This window comes from Streptomyces sp. NPDC057682 (assembly GCF_042799575.1).
Taxonomy (GTDB): Bacteria; Actinomycetota; Actinomycetes; order Streptomycetales; family Streptomycetaceae; genus Streptomyces.
Map to the genome: position 1 here is coordinate 137,508 of NZ_JBHVIN010000008.1, position 20,936 is coordinate 158,443.

Annotated in this window: 18 protein-coding genes and 2 CRISPR repeat arrays; of the genes, 4 read left to right on the plus strand and 14 right to left on the minus strand. The window is 71.0% G+C overall.

The window, feature by feature from the left end; all coding sequences use genetic code 11:
• Nucleotides 1–58 precede the first annotated feature (58 nt).
• Entirely contained in the window at nucleotides 59–271 is a 213-nt protein-coding gene (locus ACFVDM_RS16790) for a PspC domain-containing protein (RefSeq protein WP_383639534.1), read from the plus strand.
• Nucleotides 272–356: 85 nt separating this feature from the next.
• Here the strand turns inward: ACFVDM_RS16790 and ACFVDM_RS16795 are convergent, their stop codons facing one another.
• Together ACFVDM_RS16795 and ACFVDM_RS16800 are read right to left on the minus strand one after the other, a co-directional pair.
• Nucleotides 357–674, minus strand: coding sequence for a hypothetical protein (locus ACFVDM_RS16795; protein ID WP_383639537.1), 318 nt, complete (start codon nucleotides 672–674; stop codon nucleotides 357–359).
• A gap of 134 nt (nucleotides 675–808) precedes the next feature.
• The gene (locus ACFVDM_RS16800; protein ID WP_383639540.1) at nucleotides 809–1,963 is read right to left on the minus strand and encodes an adenosine deaminase; all 1,155 of its coding nucleotides are present in this window, start codon (nucleotides 1,961–1,963) and stop codon (nucleotides 809–811) included.
• A gap of 113 nt (nucleotides 1,964–2,076) precedes the next feature.
• On the opposite strand from ACFVDM_RS16800, the gene ACFVDM_RS16805 reads away from it, so the two are divergent.
• Complete coding sequence (locus tag ACFVDM_RS16805; RefSeq protein WP_383639543.1) at nucleotides 2,077–2,838, plus strand: alpha/beta hydrolase; 762 nt, start codon at nucleotides 2,077–2,079, stop codon at nucleotides 2,836–2,838.
• Between the two features lie 204 nt (nucleotides 2,839–3,042).
• Nucleotides 3,043–3,620: a CRISPR direct-repeat array (repeat unit 29 nt; unit sequence GGGACCATCCCCGTACGCGCGGGGAGCAC).
• Between the two features lie 104 nt (nucleotides 3,621–3,724).
• Here the strand turns inward: ACFVDM_RS16805 and cas2e are convergent.
• From cas2e to ACFVDM_RS16865, 12 genes are all read right to left on the minus strand, one after another.
• Nucleotides 3,725–4,084, minus strand: a complete 360-nt coding sequence (cas2e, locus tag ACFVDM_RS16810) for a type I-E CRISPR-associated endoribonuclease Cas2e (RefSeq protein ID WP_383639546.1) — start codon at nucleotides 4,082–4,084, stop codon at nucleotides 3,725–3,727.
• Nucleotides 4,081–5,052 carry a type I-E CRISPR-associated endonuclease Cas1e gene (gene cas1e / locus ACFVDM_RS16815; RefSeq protein ID WP_383639549.1) on the minus strand — a complete coding sequence of 324 codons (972 nt, stop codon included), beginning with the start codon at nucleotides 5,050–5,052 and terminating at the stop codon, nucleotides 4,081–4,083. The genes cas2e and cas1e overlap by 4 nt, the downstream gene beginning before the upstream one ends.
• 4 nt (nucleotides 5,053–5,056) lie before the next feature.
• Nucleotides 5,057–5,839: a type I-E CRISPR-associated protein Cas6/Cse3/CasE gene (gene cas6e, locus ACFVDM_RS16820; protein ID WP_383639552.1), complete on the minus strand. Its 783-nt coding sequence runs from the start codon at nucleotides 5,837–5,839 to the stop codon at nucleotides 5,057–5,059.
• Entirely contained in the window at nucleotides 5,830–6,567 is a 738-nt protein-coding gene (cas5e, locus tag ACFVDM_RS16825) for a type I-E CRISPR-associated protein Cas5/CasD (protein WP_383639555.1), read from the minus strand. Before cas5e ends, cas6e begins: the two co-directional genes overlap by 10 nt.
• The gene (cas7e, locus tag ACFVDM_RS16830; RefSeq protein WP_383639558.1) at nucleotides 6,564–7,781 is read right to left on the minus strand and encodes a type I-E CRISPR-associated protein Cas7/Cse4/CasC; all 1,218 of its coding nucleotides are present in this window, start codon (nucleotides 7,779–7,781) and stop codon (nucleotides 6,564–6,566) included. The genes cas5e and cas7e overlap by 4 nt, the downstream gene beginning before the upstream one ends.
• A complete protein-coding gene (casB, locus tag ACFVDM_RS16835) occupies nucleotides 7,778–8,482 on the minus strand; it encodes a type I-E CRISPR-associated protein Cse2/CasB (RefSeq protein WP_383639561.1) in 705 nt (234 codons plus the stop codon). The genes cas7e and casB overlap by 4 nt, the downstream gene beginning before the upstream one ends.
• Entirely contained in the window at nucleotides 8,479–10,263 is a 1,785-nt protein-coding gene (casA, locus tag ACFVDM_RS16840; protein WP_383639564.1) for a type I-E CRISPR-associated protein Cse1/CasA, read from the minus strand. The genes casB and casA overlap by 4 nt, the downstream gene beginning before the upstream one ends.
• The gene (cas3, locus tag ACFVDM_RS16845; protein WP_383640129.1) at nucleotides 10,247–13,123 is read right to left on the minus strand and encodes a CRISPR-associated helicase Cas3'; all 2,877 of its coding nucleotides are present in this window, start codon (nucleotides 13,121–13,123) and stop codon (nucleotides 10,247–10,249) included. The genes casA and cas3 overlap by 17 nt, the downstream gene beginning before the upstream one ends.
• Nucleotides 13,124–13,475: 352 nt before the next feature.
• Nucleotides 13,476–13,751: direct repeats of the CRISPR family, unit length 30 nt; unit sequence CTGCTCCCCGCGCGTGCGGGGATGGTCCCG.
• Nucleotides 13,752–13,820: 69 nt separating this feature from the next.
• Complete coding sequence (locus tag ACFVDM_RS16850) at nucleotides 13,821–13,979, minus strand: hypothetical protein (protein WP_383639567.1); 159 nt, start codon at nucleotides 13,977–13,979, stop codon at nucleotides 13,821–13,823.
• The gene (locus ACFVDM_RS16855; RefSeq protein ID WP_383639569.1) at nucleotides 13,976–14,221 is read right to left on the minus strand and encodes a hypothetical protein; all 246 of its coding nucleotides are present in this window, start codon (nucleotides 14,219–14,221) and stop codon (nucleotides 13,976–13,978) included. Before ACFVDM_RS16855 ends, ACFVDM_RS16850 begins: the two co-directional genes overlap by 4 nt.
• Before the next feature lie 190 nt (nucleotides 14,222–14,411).
• Nucleotides 14,412–15,662 carry a helix-turn-helix domain-containing protein gene (locus ACFVDM_RS16860; RefSeq protein WP_383639572.1) on the minus strand — a complete coding sequence of 417 codons (1,251 nt, stop codon included), beginning with the start codon at nucleotides 15,660–15,662 and terminating at the stop codon, nucleotides 14,412–14,414.
• 1,994 nt (nucleotides 15,663–17,656) lie between these two features.
• Nucleotides 17,657–18,610: a LysR family transcriptional regulator gene (locus ACFVDM_RS16865; protein WP_383639575.1), complete on the minus strand. Its 954-nt coding sequence runs from the start codon at nucleotides 18,608–18,610 to the stop codon at nucleotides 17,657–17,659.
• Between the two features lie 63 nt (nucleotides 18,611–18,673).
• Between ACFVDM_RS16865 and ACFVDM_RS16870 the strand changes: the two genes are divergently transcribed.
• Together ACFVDM_RS16870 and ACFVDM_RS16875 are read left to right on the plus strand one after the other, a co-directional pair.
• On the plus strand, nucleotides 18,674–19,993 hold the full coding sequence (locus ACFVDM_RS16870; RefSeq protein ID WP_383639578.1) for an MFS transporter: 1,320 nt from the start codon (nucleotides 18,674–18,676) through the stop codon (nucleotides 19,991–19,993).
• A gap of 163 nt (nucleotides 19,994–20,156) precedes the next feature.
• Nucleotides 20,157–20,864 carry a L,D-transpeptidase gene (locus tag ACFVDM_RS16875; protein WP_383639581.1) on the plus strand — a complete coding sequence of 236 codons (708 nt, stop codon included), beginning with the start codon at nucleotides 20,157–20,159 and terminating at the stop codon, nucleotides 20,862–20,864.
• Nucleotides 20,865–20,936 lie beyond the last annotated feature (72 nt).

The window sequence follows — 20,936 nt, forward strand, 5'->3', positions numbered from 1 at the left end:
CTGGATACATCGGGAGCACAACGGAACGCTCCCCGGACGGTTCGCGAAGGAGCCCACCATGGCCGGTCTTGCCCGCCCCCGTGACGGACGGATGCTCGGCGGAGTGTGCGCGGCGCTGGCACGGCGCTTCGGCACCTCCGCGCGGACGATGCGTCTGATCTTCCTGGTCTCGTGCCTGCTGCCGGGCCCGCAGTTCCTGCTCTACCTGGCGCTGTGGGTACTGCTGCCGGAGGAGAAGACGTCGGGAACGACGACGGCGGCCGCCTGGTAGGAACGCCGCCCGCGCACGACACACCTGTGGGCGGACCCCCGGTTCGGGGGTCCGCCCACAGGCGTGTGGAGCGACGGGCCGGGGCTCAGCGGCCGAGCGGCAGCCCGTTGACCCCGAGGCCGCTGGTGTTGGCGCCGCCGGCCGGCAGACCGCCGAGGAGACCCTTGGCCGGGGCGGTGGCCTCGCCGAGGACCTTCGTCTGGCTGGTGCCGAGGAGGTCGGTGGCGGTGTCCTGGACGGCCTTCGTGGAGGCACCGTCCGACACCAGGGAGCCGGCGACGGGCAGGACGCCGGTGGCGGTCTCCAGCGGGAGGGCGGCGGCGGAGGCGGTACCGGCGGCGGCAGCGGCGAAAGCGGCACCGAGAACGGCGACACCGAGCGTCCGGGCGGAAGACTTCTTCATAGGAATGCGTCCTTGGGGAGGGGGATGGGAGCGGCTCTGCAACGTAGCCAGCCCGCACCCCCTCCCGCAAACATCCCGTGACACGCGGAAAAGCGGCCGGACGGGGAATTCCCAGCCGCTCTCCGTCCGCTCCGTCAGGCGCCCGTGGAGGAGGACACGCTGGTCGCGGCGGTCTGCTCGAAGAGCCATTCGGATTTCAGCTCGGCGTAGCCCGGCTTGATGACGTCGTTGATCATCGCGAGACGTTCATCGAAAGGAATGAATGCCGACTTCATCGCATTGACGGTGAACCACTGCATGTCGTCGAGCGTGTATCCGAAGGTCTCGGTCAGTTTCTCGAATTCACGGCTCATGCTGGTCCCGCTCATGAGCCGGTTGTCCGTATTCACCGTGGCGCGGAAATGCAGCTTCCGCAGCAGTCCGATCGGGTGCTCGGCGTACGAGGCGGCGGCCCCGGTCTGGAGGTTGGAGGTCGGGCAGAGCTCCAGCGGGATGCGCTTGTCCCGTACGTACGAGGCGAGGCGGCCCAGCTTCACGGCGCCGTCCTCCGCGACCTCGATGTCGTCGATGATGCGGACGCCGTGGCCGAGGCGGTCGGCGCCGCACCACTGGATGGCCTGCCAGATGGAGGGCAGTCCGAAGGCCTCACCGGCGTGGATGGTGAAGTGGTTGTTCTCGCGCTTGAGGTATTCGAAGGCGTCGAGGTGGCGGGTGGGAGGGAAGCCGGCCTCGGCGCCCGCGATGTCGAAGCCGACGACGCCCTGGTCGCGGTAGCGGTTGGCGAGTTCGGCGATCTCCAGCGAGCGGGCGGCGTGCCGCATCGCGGTGAGCAGGGCGCCGACGCGGATGCGGTGCCCGTCCCGGCGGGCCCGCCGCTCCCCTTCCCGGAAGCCCTCGTTGACGGCCTCGACGACCTCTTCGAGGGTGAGTCCGGCCTCCAGGTGCTGCTCGGGCGCGTACCGGATCTCGGCGTAGACGACCCCGTCGGCGGCCAGGTCCTCGGCGCACTCGGCGGCGACCCGGACGAGCGCGTCACGGGTCTGCATGACGGCACAGGTGTGGGCGAACGTCTCCAGATACCGCTCCAGCGAACCGGAGTCGGCGGCCTCGCGGAACCAGATCCCGAGCTTGTCGGGGTCGGTCTCGGGAAGCCCGTCGTATCCGCTCGCGGCGGCGAGTTCGACGATCGTCCCGGGGCGCAGTCCGCCGTCGAGGTGGTCGTGGAGAAGGACCTTGGGGGCACGCCGGATCTGATCCTGGCCGGGCACATGGAGGGTCGGGCTCATCATCCACGCACTCTAGCGCCTACGCGCGTAGAGCGCTGCGGGGCACGGCTCGCCGATACGTAACAGAGACCGCGAATACGGGTGGCGTACACCTCCCCTTCTGACACTGTTACGTCATGGCACAGCGCGCACTCCCCCTGCCTGCTGCGAGGCTGGGACGGGCCGTCACGGCGGCCGGAGCATCAACAGCGGTCAGCGGCGTGGTCCTGCTGCTCCCGGACGGCGAGCCGTACTCGTACCGCCGCCCCTCCCCCTTCGCCTACGCCTTCCAGCTCCCGCTGGCCCGCGCCCTGGCCCGCGCGGGCCAGGAGGACGGCCTGGCCGCCCACGTCGTCCACTACCGCTGCCGCGGCTGGAACACCACGGAGGCCCACCTCGCGGCCGATGCCACCTGGGCCGTCGAGGAGGTCGTCCGCCGCTACGGCGACGTCCCCGTCTGCCTGGCCGGCCACGGCATGGGCGGCCGCGCCGCCCTCCGCGCGGGCGGCCACGACGCCGTCGGCGCGGTCTTCGCCATGGCCCCCTGGTTCCCGGACGCCCCCGACGCCGAACCGGAACCCGTCAAACACCTCGTCGGCCGCCAGGTCCTCCTCGTCCACGGCACCAACGACCAGCGCTCCGACCCCGAACTCTCCTTCCGCCTCGCCGAACGCGCCAAGAAGTCCAACCGCGACACCTGTCGCTTCGAGGTCCACTCCGACGGCCACTCCCTGCGCCAGCACAACGCCGAAGTCACCGCCCTCGCCACCGACTTCGTCCTCGGCGCCCTCTTCGGCCACACCTACGCCCGCCCGGTCGCCGACGCCCTGGCGGCCCCGCCACCGCTGGGCCTGCGGATGCCGCTGGCGGCGGGGTTCGGGAAGTCGCTGCGGGGGTGAGAACCCATCCCCACACCCTTGACGAGCCACGCAAGCACCAAAGGCGACACCCGGGCGCGCCCGGGGCCCTGGTGGGGTGGGTGCCCGGCGCCGGGTCCCGGTGCCGGTCCGGACGGAGCCTCGTGGGTAGCGGGGCCGAGGGCATCGCCCTTGCGGTCGCGGGGGGGGCACGCGGCCCAGCACGTAGGCCCCGGGCGCCGGGCGGGGGTCATCCCCGTACGCGGGGGGAGCACACCGCGCACGACAGCCCGGACAAGTACCGCGAGGGACCATCCCCGTACGCGCGGGGAGCACTGGGCTGCTCCTTGCGGGTGTGCGCGGTGCTGGGGACCATCCCCGTACGCGCGGGGAGCACCCACAGCTCGTAGAGCCGCCGCCACATCGCCGGGGACCATCCCCGTACGCGCGGGGAGCACGAGAGACGCGGCAGGACTACCGTCGCGCCCACGGGACCATCCCCGTACGCGCGGGGAGCACCGACGGCCCGACGCTCGCGGCGCTGGTCTTCCGGGACCATCCCCGTACGCGCGGGGAGCACGGTGAGTACTTCGTCGTCAACGACGAGGGCGAGGGACCATCCCCGTACGCGCGGGGAGCACCGTACGCGTCATCCACGCCATACGGCGCAGCAGGGACCATCCCCGTACGCGCGGGGAGCACACGTTCACCGTGTGGGCCTCGTTCCTGCTGTCGGGACCATCCCCGTACGCGCGGGGAGCACCTGACCGGCGCGGATCCAGTCGTTGTCGGCGGGGGACCATCCCCGTACGCGCGGGGAGCACTCTTGCTGACCTGCTGCGTTGCTCCGTCGCGGGGCAGTTTCGTGCCACTTTCATGGATGGCGACAAACCGTCCATACGTCTAATACTGCAGCAGACGTGGTCGTTCATCCCTTTCCGAACCGTCGTCTTTTGGCAGCCTTACTCCAGCCCGGCTTCGGGGCTTGGGAAGGGAGGCGGGGGTGGGCTGCCGAGTCGTTCGGGCGGTGGATCAGGGTCAGGCCCTCGTGGTCGGTGGGACGCCAGGCGTGGTCGTGAGTTCGGAAGGTGAAGCCCTGTTCGTTGTCGGTGGTATGGGCCAGGAGGGCGCGGCCTTGGCCGGCGTACTCCTGGACTTCGGCCCAGAGGACGTCGCGGACGCGGGCCGAGGGGTTGCCGATGAAGACTCCGGCGGAGATCTCCAGGAGCCAGCGGGTGAGGAAGCCCCGGAGGCCAGCCGGGCAGTTGGTGAGGACGATCACGGTCACCAGAGCATGTCCTCGTTCTCGTGGTCATCGCGCTCGCCGTAGTTCCGGCCCGCAGCCACTTCGGCTCCGCCGTCGCTTTGAAGGGTGACCACGTCCCGGTCGACGTGGGTGGCCGTGTCCGGGTCGCCGGGGCGCAGCAGTTGCTTGATGTCGTCGACACACCGGTCGAGCAACGAGGTCTCGTTGATGCGGTCGCGCAGGGCTCTGCGGGTTCGGGACGCTACGTCCTCCTCGCTCTCCGCGGCGACGTCGAAGGCCAGGGGGATACCGATCTCCGTCTTGTACAGGTCGGCGATGTCGAGGACGAAGGAGAGTTCGTGGCCGGAGTGGACGAAGCCGAGGGCCGGGCTGCAGCCGAGGGAGGAGACGACGGCGTGGGCCACTCCGTACATGCACTGGGCTGCGGCGGTGATCGCCTGGTTGACGGCGTCGCCGGAGGTGAAGTCACCGGGGATGTATCTCCGCCCCCGCCAGCGGATGCCGGTACGGGCGGCCTCGGTCCGGTAGCAGTCCTTCACCCGTCGGCCCTCGCACCCGAGGAGCCCTTTGCGGGTGAGACCGTCCGGGTCCTCGTCCGGGAAGCGCAGCCGGTACATCTCACGGGCCACGGACAGGCGGCTGCGGGCGTTGGCCCATTGAACGGCCTGCGCCTCCGCGAGGGCAGACGAGCGGGTGAGGGCACGGCCGCCCGCGTAGTAACGCACGCCCTGTTCGCCGACCCAGGCAACGGCGGCACCGGTCTCACCGAGCACGCTCATCGCCTGGTGGGTAATGCGGGTGCCGGGGCCCAGGAGCAGGGTGCCGATCGTCGCGGACGGAATGTGGGTCGTGCCCTCCGCGTCCTCGGCGGTGATCGCGTTGGCGTCCCGGTGCACGACGCAGCGTTCCAGGTAGACGAAGGACAGTCGTTCGCCGGTACGGGTGAGGTGGCGCGGCGTGAGGGCGGTGCGCTGGGAGACCGTCGCCACCGGTTCAGTCCGTCCCGGCGAGAGGTGCCAGGGTCAGCAGGCCGCAGCCGTACGCTTTCGCCTTGCCGATCCCCTGCGTGAGGGCGCGTCGCAGCGCGACCGGGTCGGTCACCTCCAGATGGCCGTCGAACGTCACGGTCACGATGCTGACGCGGCCCTGACTCCTCCCCCCTTCGCGCGCTCTGTCACGCCCCTTGTCGAAGGAGAGCCCCCTGCGGTCACCGACCGTCAACTGGAAACGGTCGCCGTGGTGCTCATGGCCCCGGTGCGTGGTCCCGGCAGGCAGCAGGCGCTCGCCCGGCGGCTTCTCCATGACACGGAAGCCACAGCGCTCCTGACGGTCGAGGAGCCATCTCGCCTGGTGGAAGGGGGTGAGGTGCGCGGTGCGCTTGGTCGGCTCGTCCGGCTTCCGCCGGATGTCGTGCACGGGGTTGGCCGTCAGCCGGAACGCCCACCGCTGTGCCGGGGTCAGACGATCGAGGAAAGGGGCGTAGGGACGCGTCTGCCAGCCCGGGGAGTCGGGTTCCGCCAGCGCGGGCCAGCCGGCCTGCTCCACCAGGTGCGTCAGATCGGGACGGTCCGGACCGGTGACGTACAGCAGCACCTCGGCCCTCGCGTTCTGGTCGAGGCGCCACAGCACCCGGGGGCCGTCCGCGGCGGCGGGGGCGCGCGTGGGCAGGAGCCCGGGGAACGAGGCCATGACGGCGGCGTGCAGCACCTGCGGTGAGGACAGTAGATGGCGTGCGCCCGTGCGCGCGGTGTTCAGGCGGAAACGGGTCAGGAACATCGGGCGCTCTCCTCCAGTGCGTCGAACGGCTCGTGCACGGGCCGTTCCGGCCGCCGGTGCACGGTGTCCGGGTTGAGGACGGTCACCGTCCTGCTGACCACCGTGCGCAGGGCGTGCCGACGTTGCTCGGCGGAGAAACTGAGCGGCTGGTCGCGTTGGTGGTCCGCGTCGCCCTCGTCCTCGTCCGCTTCTCGCAGCACGGTCAGGGACACCGTGGCCTCGCCCCGGTGCCTGCGCCGGTACCAGGCGGCCGCCTGCCACGGCTCGTCCGCCAGGGCAAGGTGAAGCGAGTCGCCGTCGCGTATCCCCAGCTCCACGGGCTGGGCGGGTGGGCAGGAGCGGCGGCCGAGGAACAGTGGATAGGCCGGGGCCCGCAAGGCCGCGTAGAGCCGGGCGAGGAGTCCGGCCTCGCCCGCGACCGCCGCGACGAACACCGCGTCGGCCAGATAGAAGCGCTCGGTCAGCGGCATGGAGTCGCCAGTTACCAGGTGGTGCGCGGTCTGGAAGTCCCTGACCCGGCTGCCGGGTTGGTCGATGCGAACGCCGAACCGCAGCCCGGCGAGGGTGGCCAGGGCCGTGTCGTCGCCCCGCTCGATGCCGGCCGCCGCTGCCAGCAGGCCGATCACCCCGCTCTTCGTCGGGGCCGCCTCCGTGGTGCGGCGGATGAAGCGGGCCGACGACCCCCAGGACTGCAGCGGGCCCGCCAGCCGCATCGTCAGCACGCTCATGCGGGCTTCTCCAGGCGCTCGCCCACGGCCCGGCCGACCGCCGCGACCAGTTCGCCGATGCTCGCGGTCTCCTCGCCGATGCCCGCCAGCTTCCGGGTGCTCGGGCCGACACGGAGCACCCAGGTGAGCGTGGACTCCTCGTCGCCGTAAGCCCGCTCGATGTCCGGCACGTACTCCGCGAGGCGCGAGCACGCCTCGGACATGTGACCACCGAGATCGCCCCGCACCGGCTCCTCGAACGCCGCGACGAAGCTGATGGGGCGGGTGGTCCGGAGCTTGACGACCACCGCGTCGGGCCGTGTGTGGTGGCCGAAGGTGTTGATCTTGCCGGTGGGCAGGGATTCGACGAATCCCCGGACGAACGCCTCGGCGGCACGGCGCACCGGGGTGACCCCCGACTCGTCCTCGCGCAGCCCCTCCCCCAGGTTCGCCGCCAGCTGGTGGACGCCCAGCGCCGCATACCGGTAGAGGGTGGCGGAGTTGAAGTCCACCGTGCCGATCATTCCGGCACCCGGCTCGGAGTCCGCGTTGCGGTCGTCGACCGCCGTGTAGTAATCGGACTCGTTGTCCACGCGGTGGACGCTGATCGCGTGCGCCACCTGGACCGCGGCATCCACATTGAAGTCGGTGGCGTCCGCGACCATCCGCCCGAACAGGGCGATGTCGACCGAGTGACGGCTGTCCGCGATCTGCTTCACCCTGGCCTTGTTCTCCTTGTCCTTCAGGAAGGCCGTGAGGTCGGCCGCACCTTCGAGGGCGAACCGGGCCAGTCCGTCGAGCTGCCGGGCGCTGAGAAAGACCAGGTACTTGGCCTCGGGCGGCCGGTTCTGCGTCTCCTCGTCGGCTGCTGCGCCGTCGGCCCCCGCCTTCTTCGCCTTCTTGCGCTGGGGCACCTCGGTCTTGAGCCCCGTGGTGGTGACGACCTCGGCGGCCAGCTTCAGCGCGTCGTCCTCGGACACCGAGGTGTCGTACTCACGGATCCGTTCGGCCAGGACCTCGACGACCCTCTTCGTCCGCACGCCCAGCTCGCTCGGGTCGAGGAGGTTCTCGGCCGCGAAGTAGTCCCGGGTGGCCTTCTTCCACGCCTGGCTGGAGACCCGGGCGCGGGGCACTCCCCCGTACACCGATGACTTCGGGGCACCGGTGTCGTCCCTGTTCAGATTGCTCGGCGGAACGGTCTGCAGGGCGTGCACATCGAGATAGAAGCGGTTCACGAGGCGTCCTTGTCGTTCTGGTCGGTGTACTGGTCGTCGCCCGGCCGTTCTTCGCCACGCGGCTGCCGGGCCTCGCTCTGCCGGGCGTGGAAGGACCGGCCCCATTCCCTGCGGACGCGATCGGGGCCGTCCGGCCACTGCCACACGTAGAGCTGGCCGGCCAGCAGCGCGTAGTCGAGGGGGTACTGCTCACGGCGGAGCAACAGGACGATGTCTCTCAGGCGCTGCGCGAGAACGGGCAGGTCGGGCGCCGTACCGGCCCGCACCAGTCGTTTGCGCAGCGGCTCGTCGATCTCGTCGGGCTTCATCATGCGGCGCACCGCCGCGCCCAGCCCGCGGGGCATTCCGCGGCTGTTCGACTGGTGCATGCGCGCATCGCGGCGGGACTGCTGGTGCAGCGCCCACAGCGTGAGCGACGTATGCAGGGCGTTCTCCGCACGTTCGAGTTCGGATTCGCTCAGCGCACGGGCGCCCTCGGGTGGAGTGTGCAGGGGGGAGATGTCGACGAGGGCCCACAGGTCGGGCACGTGTTCCGGCTTCTTCCCGGCCCCCCGGCGCAGCCGGGCCAGGGCCGCGACGGCGTCCGGACGGTCGGCGAGATATCCCTCCTGGTACACGCGGAGGCGGTCCCCGGCCAGCTTCTCGACGCGGTCGCGGGGCGTCGGCAGAGCGGTGGCGGTGGTGCTGGTCGACGTCGTCATACGTGCCCCTCGGTGGCAGGCGCGGCAGTGGCAGGGACGGATGTGGGGGCCGTGGAGGAGGCCATGGCGACGGCAGGGCCTGTTGTGCCGGCGGATGTCCCGGCCGGGGCCGGTCCACGAGTCGTGTCCGTCGGTGCGCCGGAATCCCCCGGGTGACCCAGGCACGTGCGGAGTCGGTGGCGGAACCAGTTGCCGGCCAGACCCGCGTTCAGCCATTCCGTACGGGACTTGACCGTGATGACCCGGCCTTCCCAGGCGGCGTCCCCGGCCCGGTCGATGAGGCCGTCGCCCAGCCGGGACACGATGCCGTGCACCTGCTGCTGCCACTCCGCTCGTGCCCCGTACGGGTCCGGGCTGCGGTGCAGGGCGGCGAGCCAGGTCCGGTAGTGCGTGCCCAGCAGGTGGAAGCCCGCGTCGCGCGCTGCCGCTCTGGGTCCCTCGCTGTCGGTACCGGCGGCGCGGGCGAGATTCGTCGCGAGGTCGCCGAACGCGGTGACCGCCTCTTCGGCATCGCTGACGGCGCTGATCGCCTGCTCCGCGTACTCGGTCCTCTGTGCGTGGAGCAGGACCACTCCCATGGCCATGTGGTCGTCGACGACCTCGTCGACCACCGACTGCTGCGTGCCGTACTGGGCGCCGATGATCCGCGCCCTGAGCAGGAATCCCTCGTCCAGCTCTCCCTCCGTCACCAGCCGGGCGATCCACTCGAAGAGACGAGGAGGCAGGTAGTCCGCTGCCTCGGAACCCTGCGAGGGTGCGCCCCTATTGGCGATCAGGGAAGCGAGCCCCCGCCAGGCCGAGCGCGTCGGGTCGTGCTCGCGGGGCATGTACGCGACCGATTCACCGTGCTTCTTCTCCTGCGCCTTGCTGCGCCGCCAGGCGGTCATCGGCTCGCAGCCGTGCTTGTTGCGGGAGGTGAGCGGGTCGCCGTAGCCGAGGACCACACCATGGACGCCGTCGCCGTCCGCGTGCAGCAGGATGCGGCGGGTCTGCCAGGTGTAGAGATCACGCACTCCGGTGGGGGCCCGTAAGGCTCCGGCACCCGGCCCGCAGGGATCGCGCCGCCAAGCGGGCCGGTCGTCACCGGTGTCCCAGTCGCTGAGGCCGGGGGTGTCGGCCGGCGCCACCATGTTGAGCAGAAGGGTCTCACGCAGCGTGGGCCCCTCGGCGAAGACGCCGCCGAGGCTGCCCGCCCAGCCGACACCGAGTGGGTAGACCCGGCCCCCCTTGACCCGGTCGTCGCCCACCACCCCGGTCTTGATGCCGGAGGTGTCGTACGCGTGCGCGTGCACGACCCATCGGGCGGCTTCCGCGTAGCTCAGCCGTTCCGCACCCGGCATGCGGGAACTGAGGAAGGGCTCACCGTTGGGCACATCGGCCACGATGCGGTTCAGGGACGCGACCTCGCCCTTCGCGGTCCGGAGTCCGGCGACCTGTAAGAAGGGCGTGCGGTCGTGGAAGAGGTCGAAGCGGTCGCGATGCCCGTCGAGATACGCCCCGGCCGGTGCGAAGGGGTCGTCGTCGGCCCACAGCTCCGCCCAGTGCTCGGCGTCCCGCGGCCCGTCGACCGCGTCGTGCGCGACGGCCAGCAGCAGCCGGAGCAGGGCGAACTCCTGGGTGGGCAGGTCCCCGACGATCCGTCTCACCGTGCGGGCCCGGTCCAGGACCTGCCGCAATGACAGATCTGCTTGCGTGCCGTCCAGAAACAGAACGGGAATCCAGGGCTCCGATGTGAGGTCGAACGACAGCGCACGGGCGGCGTTCTCATCGGTCTCGGTCACGGGTCACCTCAAGGCCGTCGCTCTCGCTGTAGCTCAGGGAAAAGCCTGCCAGGCGGGTCTGACAATCGTCGTCGAGCGCGAGAACCAGCTGGCCGGAGAGCCAGGAGCTCTCCTTCACCTGCCAGGCGGGGACGTACAGTTCCTCCAGTTCGGCGATGGCCCGGTCCATGACGTCGGCGTACGAGAACTGGATCGGCAGCCGCAGCCCGCAGCTCGCCGCCGCCCTTGCCGCGCGCCGGGCCGGCACCTGGTCCAGCGGCAGGTCGAGCCCTCCGAGCGGGTTGCCGTGCCGGTCGGGCGCGAGCCACGGAACCGTCGTCAGCGTGCCGTCGGCCCGGCGCCGCACCACCACGACCTCCAGGCTCTCCCTGCTGTCGCGCACCTGGGCGCGCCCGGCGCGGGTGTCGTCCGCGTCGCCCACTCCGGCCGCAACCCATCCGAACAGCGGCCTGCCCGCCGCCCCTACCTTCCCCAGCCGGAACGCGGCCGCGCGTTCGGCCTGATCGGCGCGGTGCTTCTCATGACGTTCACGCGCGTACGCCAACGCCTCCGCCCAGCCCCGGGGCTCGTCGGGGTCATCGGCGTACGCGGCCTGGACGAGCGGGCTGATGTCGTCGGGCAGCCGGACGGGACGCGCCTCCCCGCGTACGAAGTGCGGCAGAAGTGCCGCAGCCGACCGCAGGAGCGCATGCGCCCCGTACACGGCGACGGATCCCCGTACGGGAACGGGCACCTCGGCCTCCCAGTCGGCGCCCGTCACCAGGCAGCGCGCACGGCGAAGCCGCTCGGGACGGTCCTGCTGACCGACGCCGCGCCGGTGCCGGTGGAGACGGCCCATGCGCTGGAGCAGAAGGTCGACCGGGCAGAGGTCGGTGACGAGCAGGTCGAAGTCGACATCGAGCGACTGCTCGGCCACCTGGCTGGCCACGACGATGTGCGGGCCGGGCGGGCGGGCCGGCACCCTGCCCGGTGAAGTGGCCTGTGCCGTACCCCCAGGATGGCCGCGTGCCGCACGGGGAGGCCCGAAACGTCTGAGGAGATACGCGTCCTTGGCCGCCCGGTCGACATCGATGAAGCACGAGTGCGCGACCGTCACGCCCTCGTCGCCGAACCTGCTTCTGAGCGCCTTGGCCGTCTCCAGTACGCGGGTGACGGTGTTGCGTACGACGAGGGCGCAGCCACCGCCGTCCAGCTCGGTGGCGAGCCGTGCGACGAGAACCTCCATGTCGTCGTCGACCCGTTCGAGCACGACGTCCGTACCACGCCCTGAGGCACCGGGGCTGCGCATGACCGGCCGGCCGCCGTGGCTCACGGCGGTCAGCAGCGGATAGCCGGCGGCTTCCCCCACCGCATCGAACGCCGCGTGTCCGTCGCCTCCTCGGGCTCCGGCCCCCGCGTACGCCTCGACGAGCTCTTGCCGTCTGCGGGCGGGAAGGGTCGCGGACAGGACGACCACGGGAACCCCGTACGCACCGAGCCAGGACAGGACGCGGTCGAGGTAGACGCTCATGTACGTGTCGTAGGCGTGCGCCTCGTCGATGACGACGACCTTGCCCGCCACCGCGAGATGGCGCATTGCCAGGTGGCGGCTCTTGAGTCCGGCGAAGAGGAGTTGGTCGATGGTCCCCGCGACGAAGGAGGACAGCATGGCCTTCTTGCGTCCCCGCAGCCAGGCGTGTGCGACGAGATCGGCGGATGCGGCGTGGGAGGTGTCCCGGGGATGCCAGCGCGGCGCCTCCGGGGCGTCGAGGTCGACGGCGACGATGCGTTGGCCGCTGTCGCGCACGAGGTCGGCGAACTGCTCGTTCAACGCCGCCTTGGAGTGGGCGAGCAGCACGGAGTGCCGGGCGCCCGGGGCGGAGGGGAGCCGTTCGATCCAGTCGAGCAGCCGGGGGAACATGGCGTTGCCGGTGGCCATGGTAGGGAGCGCGAAGAAGACACCGCCGGCGCCCGAGCGGGCCGCGAAGATCTCGGCGACGGCGAGTGCCGCCTCCGTCTTCCCCTCACCCATCGGGGCCTCGATCACCATCAGCCCCGGCGTGCCGGCCGAACGGGCCAGCTCGACGGCGGCCTCCTGCACCGGCCGGGCCTTCGCCCCCTCCGGCAGGCCGAAGCGGGAGCCGATGAGCTGCTGAGCATCCTCGGCCGGATCGTGCGGGGACCAGGGCGCGGGCAGATCCAGCCCGCGCCAGGCGGCGGCGACGCGCTCCTCGCCGGTGCGGGCGGAGTCCTGCGGGAAGTACGGGAAGAGGTCCGCGTTGCTCGCGATCCAGTCGGCCACGATCACGAGTGAGGTGAGCAGCACCTGAGCGGTCTGCGGCAGCCTCACCTCCCGCCAGGCGTTCAGCCGGTCCCGTACGCCGTACTCCTCCGCGCAGGCGTCGAGCAGTTCGTCCTGCACCCGCCGCCAGACGTCCTGGCCCGGTCCCGGACTGCGCAGCAGGCTCCCATGTCTGCGCAGCGCGTCGATCTGTCCGTGCTCCGGCGGTACGCCGTGATGCCCGCCGACCACGACCGTGAACTGCCCCGCCTGCTTCACCGTCCAGCCGCACCGCTCGCGCAGCCACTCCCCCAGCAGCGCCTGACCGGCCAGCCCGTGCGGCGCGATCCTGCGGTCCGGGCCCATGACCCTGGCCGAGCGCATATCCAGTCCTTCGTCCCGCATGCGGTCCGCGAGCACATCGACCTGGCAGGCGAAAGCCGGAGTCGCCTTCCCGACGTCATGCGCCCCGGCCAGCCACACGGCAAGCCGCCGCCCGTCCTCCTGACCCTCGGGAAGCGCGTCGCCGATCAGACCCCGGACATTCCGCGGCACCCACCCGTCCCACAACAGCCCCGCAACCGCGGCACTGTCCTCCATGTGCCGCCACAACGGCAGCCACCCGTCGGAGTCCCGGTCATGCTTGGCCCACACGACACGTGCGGGCCTGGAAAGCCTGAGGCGCAGGCCGGAGTCGGGGACGCCTCGGTGTGCGGGGGTCATGGGAGATGGATACAGGGAAGAGGCCGTGCTGGGCGGTCATATGATGAAAGCCACCTGAATATGGGGCTAGTTGGAGAGAACCAGCCCCAGAAGGGGCCGAGTTCTTGTAAGTTGCCCCTCCCGATTCAACCGACCCAGTCAACAACGGGAGGTTTGATCGCTTATGCCCGATTGCGTGAAAGTGGTCAGATTCGTTGCCCTGGACGGATAACGTCACAGGTCGGGCAGCCTGCTCCCCGCGCGTGCGGGGATGGTCCCGGCCGGGATGACGCCCTCCGTAAATCGAGCGACTGCTCCCCGCGCGTGCGGGGATGGTCCCGCCGACAACAAGGTCGTCCAGTGGCGGCTGAACTGCTCCCCGCGCGTGCGGGGATGGTCCCGCCTGGTCCCAGGGCACGTTCCCGGCGGACGCCTGCTCCCCGCGCGTGCGGGGATGGTCCCGCGATTTGGAGAAGCTACTTCGATGGCTTCGTCTGCTCCCCGCACGCGCGGAAATGCCCTGGCCAACAGCCTCAGGCAGAAGCGGGCTTTGTCGCCCCGGGACCGGAAGCATGCTTGCCCGAGTGCCGATCCGTCAGCAGGGTGGTGTCGGGTACCGGCGGGGCGTCGTGTCGGGGATGTCGCAGAGGACGCGGTGGACGTGGATCGTGATGCCGGGTCCGGAGGCTCCGGGGACGGTGTACGCGACGGCCTCCTCGTCGGTCATGGGCTCGTCGCAGCGGGCGCAGATCATCGGCGGTTCCTCCAGGCGCGGCCCAGGCCCACGGCGGTGACGCACGCGGCGCCGGCGCGGCAGGTGGCGCAGGAGGTGGTGTGGGCCAGCCAGGCCCGGTACGCGGCATCGGCGCGGGCGGCGCGGCAGCGGGCGCAGGGGCAGCCCTGGAAGGCGACGCGGGCTTCGGTGGTGGCCGGTGTCCCGGGACGCGGGGCTCTGGCGTCCCCGTCGCGAGACAACTCGTACTCGTTGATGGTCATCACGGGCTCGTCCCCCTGACGCTCTCTCGTGGGCGGTGTCTTCCGACGGTACGAGCGCGCGGGACGGCCGAGGGGCAGGATTCCTGCCCCTCGGCCAGGGGTTCGACGGGTTCCGTTCCGGCGTCCTCGGGCCGCGCGGAGTATCGGGGGCGACGTCCCGGCGGGGCCGGCGCAGTGCGCCGGTCACCCCCTACGCCGCGAGGAGTCCCAGTTGGTCGGCGAGGGCGGCGGCGCGGTGGCGGCGGACCGGGACGCGGGACTCGGTCTCCTCCAGGACGATGCGCCGGGCGTAGCCGTTGTAGCGGATGGTCTCCGGGGCGGCCTTGTAGGCCCGTTCCAGGGTGGCGAGCGCGGTTTCCGCCTGTCCGTCCAGGTGGTAGGCGCGGGCCTCCTCGATCCGGTGCCGGGCCAGCCTCGGGCGGGAGGGGATCGCGGTGCTGTCCGCGTCGACGGCCTGCCGTACCGACTCGCCTCCGGCGCGCAGTTCCACGGCCACGGTCACGGCGTGGGCCCCCATGATCGCGGTGGAGAAGGAGGTGATGGGGTGGTAGTAGCCGGGCGTCAGCCGCTTCGCGGTGGCGCGGGCCTTGTCCCACCAGCCCCAGGCCTCGCCCCGGGCCCCGCGCCGGGCGGCGGTGTACCCGGCCTCGAACTGCAGCGCCCCCGTGATCGCGGTCGTCCGGTCGTCGGCCTCCAGCAGGAACCGGTCGAGGTGGGCGAGCGCGTCCCGCGTCAGGGCGTCGGCGGCGTCGAAGTGGTTGCTGCCCATGTCCCGGTGCGCCTGCGTGGCCAGCCAGGCCGCGACGCCGATCGCGTGCGGGTCCTCGGACTCCTGCGCGGCGACCATGCCCCGCTCGGCCACCCGCCACAGCAGCGCGCTGTCCGGCTGGTACGCCACGAAGAACTGCGCCAGCGAGTACACCTCCGACAGCACCGCCTGAGCGGCCCGCCGGTCCGTCGCCGACTCCGCCTGCCTGACGGCCAGTTGCGCGTCCCGGATCAGTCCCGGCAGCAAGTCACCCAGCACCTCCCGGTGGTTCGGCGCCCGGTGCCTGGCCATCCACGCCTCGGCGAGCCGGGCCGCGAGTCGCGCGGCCGGCGGGGCCTGCCGCGTCCCGTCCGCCACGAGGACGTTCACCGCGTCCCGGACCGCCGGGAGCCGGGAGTGCCCGGGGCCGATGAACAGGTCGACGGAGTCCGAGAGATCCCCCGTCAGATCCGACAGCGCCCGCACCCGCAGCAACTCCGCGATGCGCAGCACCATGGGCAGCTTCGGCATCCCGATCTGCCCCGTCTCCACCTGCTTCACCCACGACGGCGACATCCCCAGGAGCCCGGCCACGACCGGCCGCGACATCCCCCTCCTCGTACGCAGCATCTGCATGCGCTGTCCGAACGCGATCGGGTCGGCGTACGGATCCGGCGTGGCGTCACTCGTCATGGCCCTGCCCCTCTCTGTTCAGCTGGCCCCCGTCAGAACTGCCAGAGTAGGGCGCACCCCAGCGCCTCCGGGCGGCCTCGGACGATCCCGGCCCGCCGGGAACGGCCCGCCCCGGGCGGCGGAGCGGGCATGCGGCGGGGCCCTGCGATTCGCCGGAACGGGCGTCGTTCACATGATCGTTGACCACCCGCGGGGCGGGGCCGCTCACCGACCGGGCGCGGTGTACGCACCTCGTCCGGCGGCCCGGACGGCCCCACCTCCGCCCACACCGTCTTTCCGGGCCCGTTGCGGTCGCTCACTCCCCAGCGGAGAGCAACGGCCCGAACGATGGGAAGCCCCCTCCCGGCGTCGGCAAGGGCCTCCCGCTCCGCGACCGCATCGGGGTCGGGGCGGGCGTCGTGGGTGTCGGAGACCTCGATCCGGACCATTCCTGTCTTCTGCTCACAACTCAGCCTCAGTTCGAAGTCCCCGCCCGGAATCCGGCCGTGCAGGGCTACGTCGGCGCCGAGTTCCGTAACAACGAGGGCCACGGAGCCGGAGGGTGGGGGCATTTCTGGCCAACCAGGCGATTTCGTGGGCATTCCGCGACCTGTCCGGCACCTCCGTCGGGGCCGTGGGGTGGACGTCAACCGAGTCAACGATTCCACCGCCTCTGGAACAGTCACGAACGAGCCGGGGCGCACCGGGTCGGTGCGGGCATCCGTGCCGGAGACCTGACGCGTCCCTTGAGGTTTTAAGGCTGTTGCACAACGGCAACCCTGCTCGATTTCGGCCATGGTGGACCAGATCAGCTGTCCGACTCTGCACCGTTTCCCACCGGCGTGGCAGGTGCCTGTTGGGTGGATCTGAAGAGCGCTCAAGTTCTTACTCAACAGCCCTTAGTCGTCCAGATCTTGGCCGAGCCGCCAGGTCCTGGGCAGGCGAAGCAACCAGATCATTCCCTCGAACGGGCCGACCAGGAGGGCCCACCGCCCGCAGCGAAGGGGTGCCAGCGGCAGGCCGCCACCTTTCGGTCGGAGACTCCACAAGGCCAACTCCGTAGTCGAACGCTGCTTCTGTCGTCCCGAGCAGTTCCGCGCGATCGCACCCGCTTCGGCAGTCTGGCCACCCAACGCAAGGCCAGACCTCACCTCCCCCCACTGATCCTCAGACTCCGCGACCCGAGCAAGATCGCTTGCCAGACAAGCCCCCAGCGCCCGGATTGCAGGAGCGATTGGAACCCATTGACCTGTCGGATCATCTCGCGGGTCCGGTAGCGAAATCCCCTCTACCCCGAACATTTGCACAATAGTCGTCCAGGCGATGGCGATCCCGAGGCACGCAAGGGTGAATTCAGCTCCTCACATTGCCGAGAACAGCCTTCCTGAACGACGGGTCTGCATTACTCCCCCTACTCTTGTTGGACAGCAGCGCACTTCGCACCAATCCATGAAGAGACGGTAGGCATCGGATGAATGACGGTCAGCGAACTGCAGCGCAGGTACCACAAATCAGCGCTCGTCTAGGGCAGTCATGCCACTCTTCCGCCCGGTCCTTGACCGTATGCGTCGTCACCGCCGGCACTGTCCTCAAACTGGCGGGGACATCGGTACACGAGGCAGCCCAGTTGCTCGGGTTCTGCGTTCTCCTTAGCTCTTTCGCACCGATGAGCACCGATTACGGCGTCCGATTCGTACGCTCAGTGGTTCAAGGCATACTCGGTTCAGGCAAATGAGCCTACGCGCTCCTCGCTACAGCGGGGATGGCCCCGACGGGTCTGCTGCGCACAACTGCTCCCCGTAGCTCCGGGGATGGAACCTGTCGGGGCTTGCGCGAGCATGAGTCACTCAGATGCACCTCTCATGCCAACTACAGGTCACCTCACGCACAGGTCCTCACACATTGCCCGTCAGCGCTTGTTCAACGAGGTAGCCCGAAGCCAGGGACTGATCGCTACCGACCCCAGACACTTCAACGGTGGCGAGGGGATACGACACCGGAGAGTGGATCCCCCCTCACTCCGGCAGCAGATTCCCCCGCCGCGACAGCAGGAACTTCTTGAACGCCGCCACCGGGGGTGTGTCCGGGTGGCCGTCCAGCCAGGCGACGCCGATCTCGCGGGCGGCGCGGGGGGCCGTCACCGTGAGTTCGACGACGCCGGGGCGGGCGACGGCGGGGGGCGGGAGGAGGGCGACGCCGAGGCCGGCGGCGACCAGGCCGCGGAGGGTTTCGGCCTCCTCGCCCTCGAAGGCGACACGCGGGGTGAAGCCTGCCTCGGCGCAGAGGTCGTCGGTGATGCGGCGGAGGCCGTAGCCGGGTTCGAGGGTGACGAAGGTTTCGTCGGCGGCCTCGGCGAGGCGGACGCGGCGGCGGCCGGCGAGGCGGTGGTCCTCGGGGACGACGAGGCGCAGGCGCTGTTCGTCGAGGCGGCGGGTGACGAGGTCGGGGGCGTCGGGGACCGGGGAGGTGAGGCAGAGGTCGAGGCCGCCGGCGCGGAGGCGTTCGATCATGGCCTCGCCGTAGTTCTGGACGAGCTGGAAGCGGACCCGGGGGTGGTCGGCGCGGAAGGCGCGGATCAGGGCGGGGACGGTCTCGGAGCCCATGGTGTGCAGAAAGCCGAAGGCGACCCGGCCCGCGGTGGGGTCGGCGTCGGCCCGGACCGAGTCGGCGGCCTTCTCGACCTCCGCCAGGGCGCGCTCGGCCGAGGCCAGGAAGGTGCGGCCGGCGGGGGTGAGGGAGACGGTGCGGCCCCTGCGGGCGAACAGGGCGACGCCCAGGTCCTGTTCCAGCCGGACCATGGCCCGCGAGAGCGTCGACTGCGGGACGCCCAGCTCCTGCGCGGCGCGGGTGACGTGCTCGTGGCGGGCGACGGCCTCGAAGTAGGCGAGGCGCGGGGCGAGCACCGCGCGAATGTCTTCTTCGTAACTGCTTGGTGACAGCCGAGGCCGTGAGCTGTGCTGATGCGCCATGGGATGGATTATCGCGTGTTTGTGCATTGGACGCATGAAAGGAGGTCGTCCTAGGTTCGTGGCATGCCTCCCGCCAGTACCGGGGCGTCCACCCTCACCGTGGCCGCCTCGACCCCGTCGTCCCCCGTCACCTCCGTCGCCCCCGCGCCGACCGCCACCGCGGACCGGCTCGAACCCGGCCGCCCCGGCTACCGCCGGATGAGCTTCGCGCTCTTCGCCGCCGGTGTCGCGACGTTCGCACTCCTCTACTCCACCCAGGCGCTGCTGCCCGCCGTCTCCGCGTCCTTCGGCGCCACCGCCGGGCAGGCGAGCTGGACGGTCTCCGCCGCGACGGGCGCGCTGGCGCTGTGCGTGCTGCCGCTGAGCGCGCTCTCCGAGCGGTTCGGGCGGCGGCAGATGATGACCGGATCGCTGGTCGTCGCGGTGACGATCGGGCTGTTCGTGCCGTTCGCACCGTCGCTGGGCTGGCTGATCGCGCTGCGCGCCGTCCAGGGCGCCGCGCTCGCCGGGCTCCCCGCCTCCGCGATGGCGTATCTGGCGGAGGAGGTCCGGCCGAAGGCGCTCGTCGCCGCGATCGGGCTGTTCGTGGCGGGCAACAGCATCGGCGGCATGAGCGGCCGCATCCTCACCGGCTGGATCGCCCAGCTCTGGGGCTGGCGCGCGGCCCTCGGCGCGGTCGGGCTGCTGGCCGTGGCCTGCGCGGTCGTCTTCCACTTCATGATCCCCCGGGCCCGGCACTTCACCCCCGGTTCGCTGAACCCCAAGGCGCTGGCGAAGACCGTGGGCGGCCATCTCGCCGATCCGCTGCTGCGTCGGCTGTACGCGATCGGCGCGCTGTTCATGACGGTGTTCGGCGCGGTGTACACGGTGATCGGCTACCGGCTGGTGGAGGCCCCGTTCAGCCTTCCGCAGGGCATCGTCGGATCGATCTTCCTGGTCTATCTGGTCGGTACGGTCTCCTCCGCCGCCGCGGGCCGGCTCGTCGGCCGGCTGGGACGCCGGGGCGCGCTCTACCTCGCCGTCTCCACCACCGCCGCGGGTCTGCTGCTCTCGCTCGCCGACCAGCTGGCCGCCGTCCTCCTCGGCCTGGTCCTGATCACGGCCGGCTTCTTCGCCGGGCACGCGGTCGCCTCCTCCTCGGTCAGCCGTACGGCCACCACCGGCCGCGCCCAGGCCTCGGCGCTGTACCAGTCCGCGTACTACCTCGGCTCCAGCGCGGGCGGCACCCTCGGCGCCGTCGCCTTCCACGCCGGCGGCTGGGCGGGCACGGTCGGCCTGGGACTGCTCGCGGTGCTCGGTGTCGTCTCGATCACGCTGTACGGGTCGCGCGCGGCTCGTACGGAACGGCTGCGGGCGGCGGCGCTCGTGCCCGTACGGAACTGACGCCCGCGAGGCCGCCCCGTACGGAACCGGCCCCCGTACGGCAGCCCCGTACAGAACCGTGACATTCGGCGCACAACCTTCGACTCCCCGACGCGCGTCTAGCAGGCGGAATCACCGCACTGCGCGCGAAGGGGAGTTGGCGCATATGAGGGGCACGGGGAGCATGGGGCGCATACGGGGCGCGACGGCACGGCGCGGGCTCGCGCTGGCCGTCGCCGGGCTGACCGCCGTACCGGCGTTCGTCCTGGGTACGGGGGGTACGGCCGAGGCCGCGTCCTGTACGACGTCGACGGGGCCGTACCAGAAGCAGGTGGAGAAGTACCTGCGCCTGAAGGTGGACGGCCGGCAGTCGGCCGCCGACTGCAAGAAGATCCGCACGTTCCAGAGCACGTACGGGGTCACCCCGACGATCGGGTACGCGGGGCCGGTGACCTGGCGCACCATGCAGACGCTCACCGCGCAGAAGGCCGCCGGGAAGACGCCGAACAAGGCCGGGAAGTGCCCCACCAACAAGGGGCGCATCGCGTGCGTGGACCTGACCCGGCAGATCAGCTGGATCCAGGACGGCAAGAAGCTGAAGTTCGGGCCGGTGCCGGTACGGACGGGGCGCGACGGCTACGAGACGCGGACGGGCTCGAAGAAGATCTACTGGCGGCACAAGAACCACGTCTCGTCGCTGTACCACGTGGCGATGCCGTACTCCCAGTTCTTCGACGGCGGCCAGGCCTTCCACGCGGTCGGCGTGAAGATGTGGAACCCGCCGGGGTCGCACGGTTGCGTCAACATGCGCACCGCCGACGCGAAGACATACTGGAGCCTGTTGAGGAACGGCGACGACGTCTACGTGTACGGGCGCAAGCCCGGAACGTGATCGCTTCTGCTCTTCCCGCCCCGGCTGTCAGTGGCGTGCGGTAGCTTCCGAAGTGCTGAAGTGAGCGGTGTC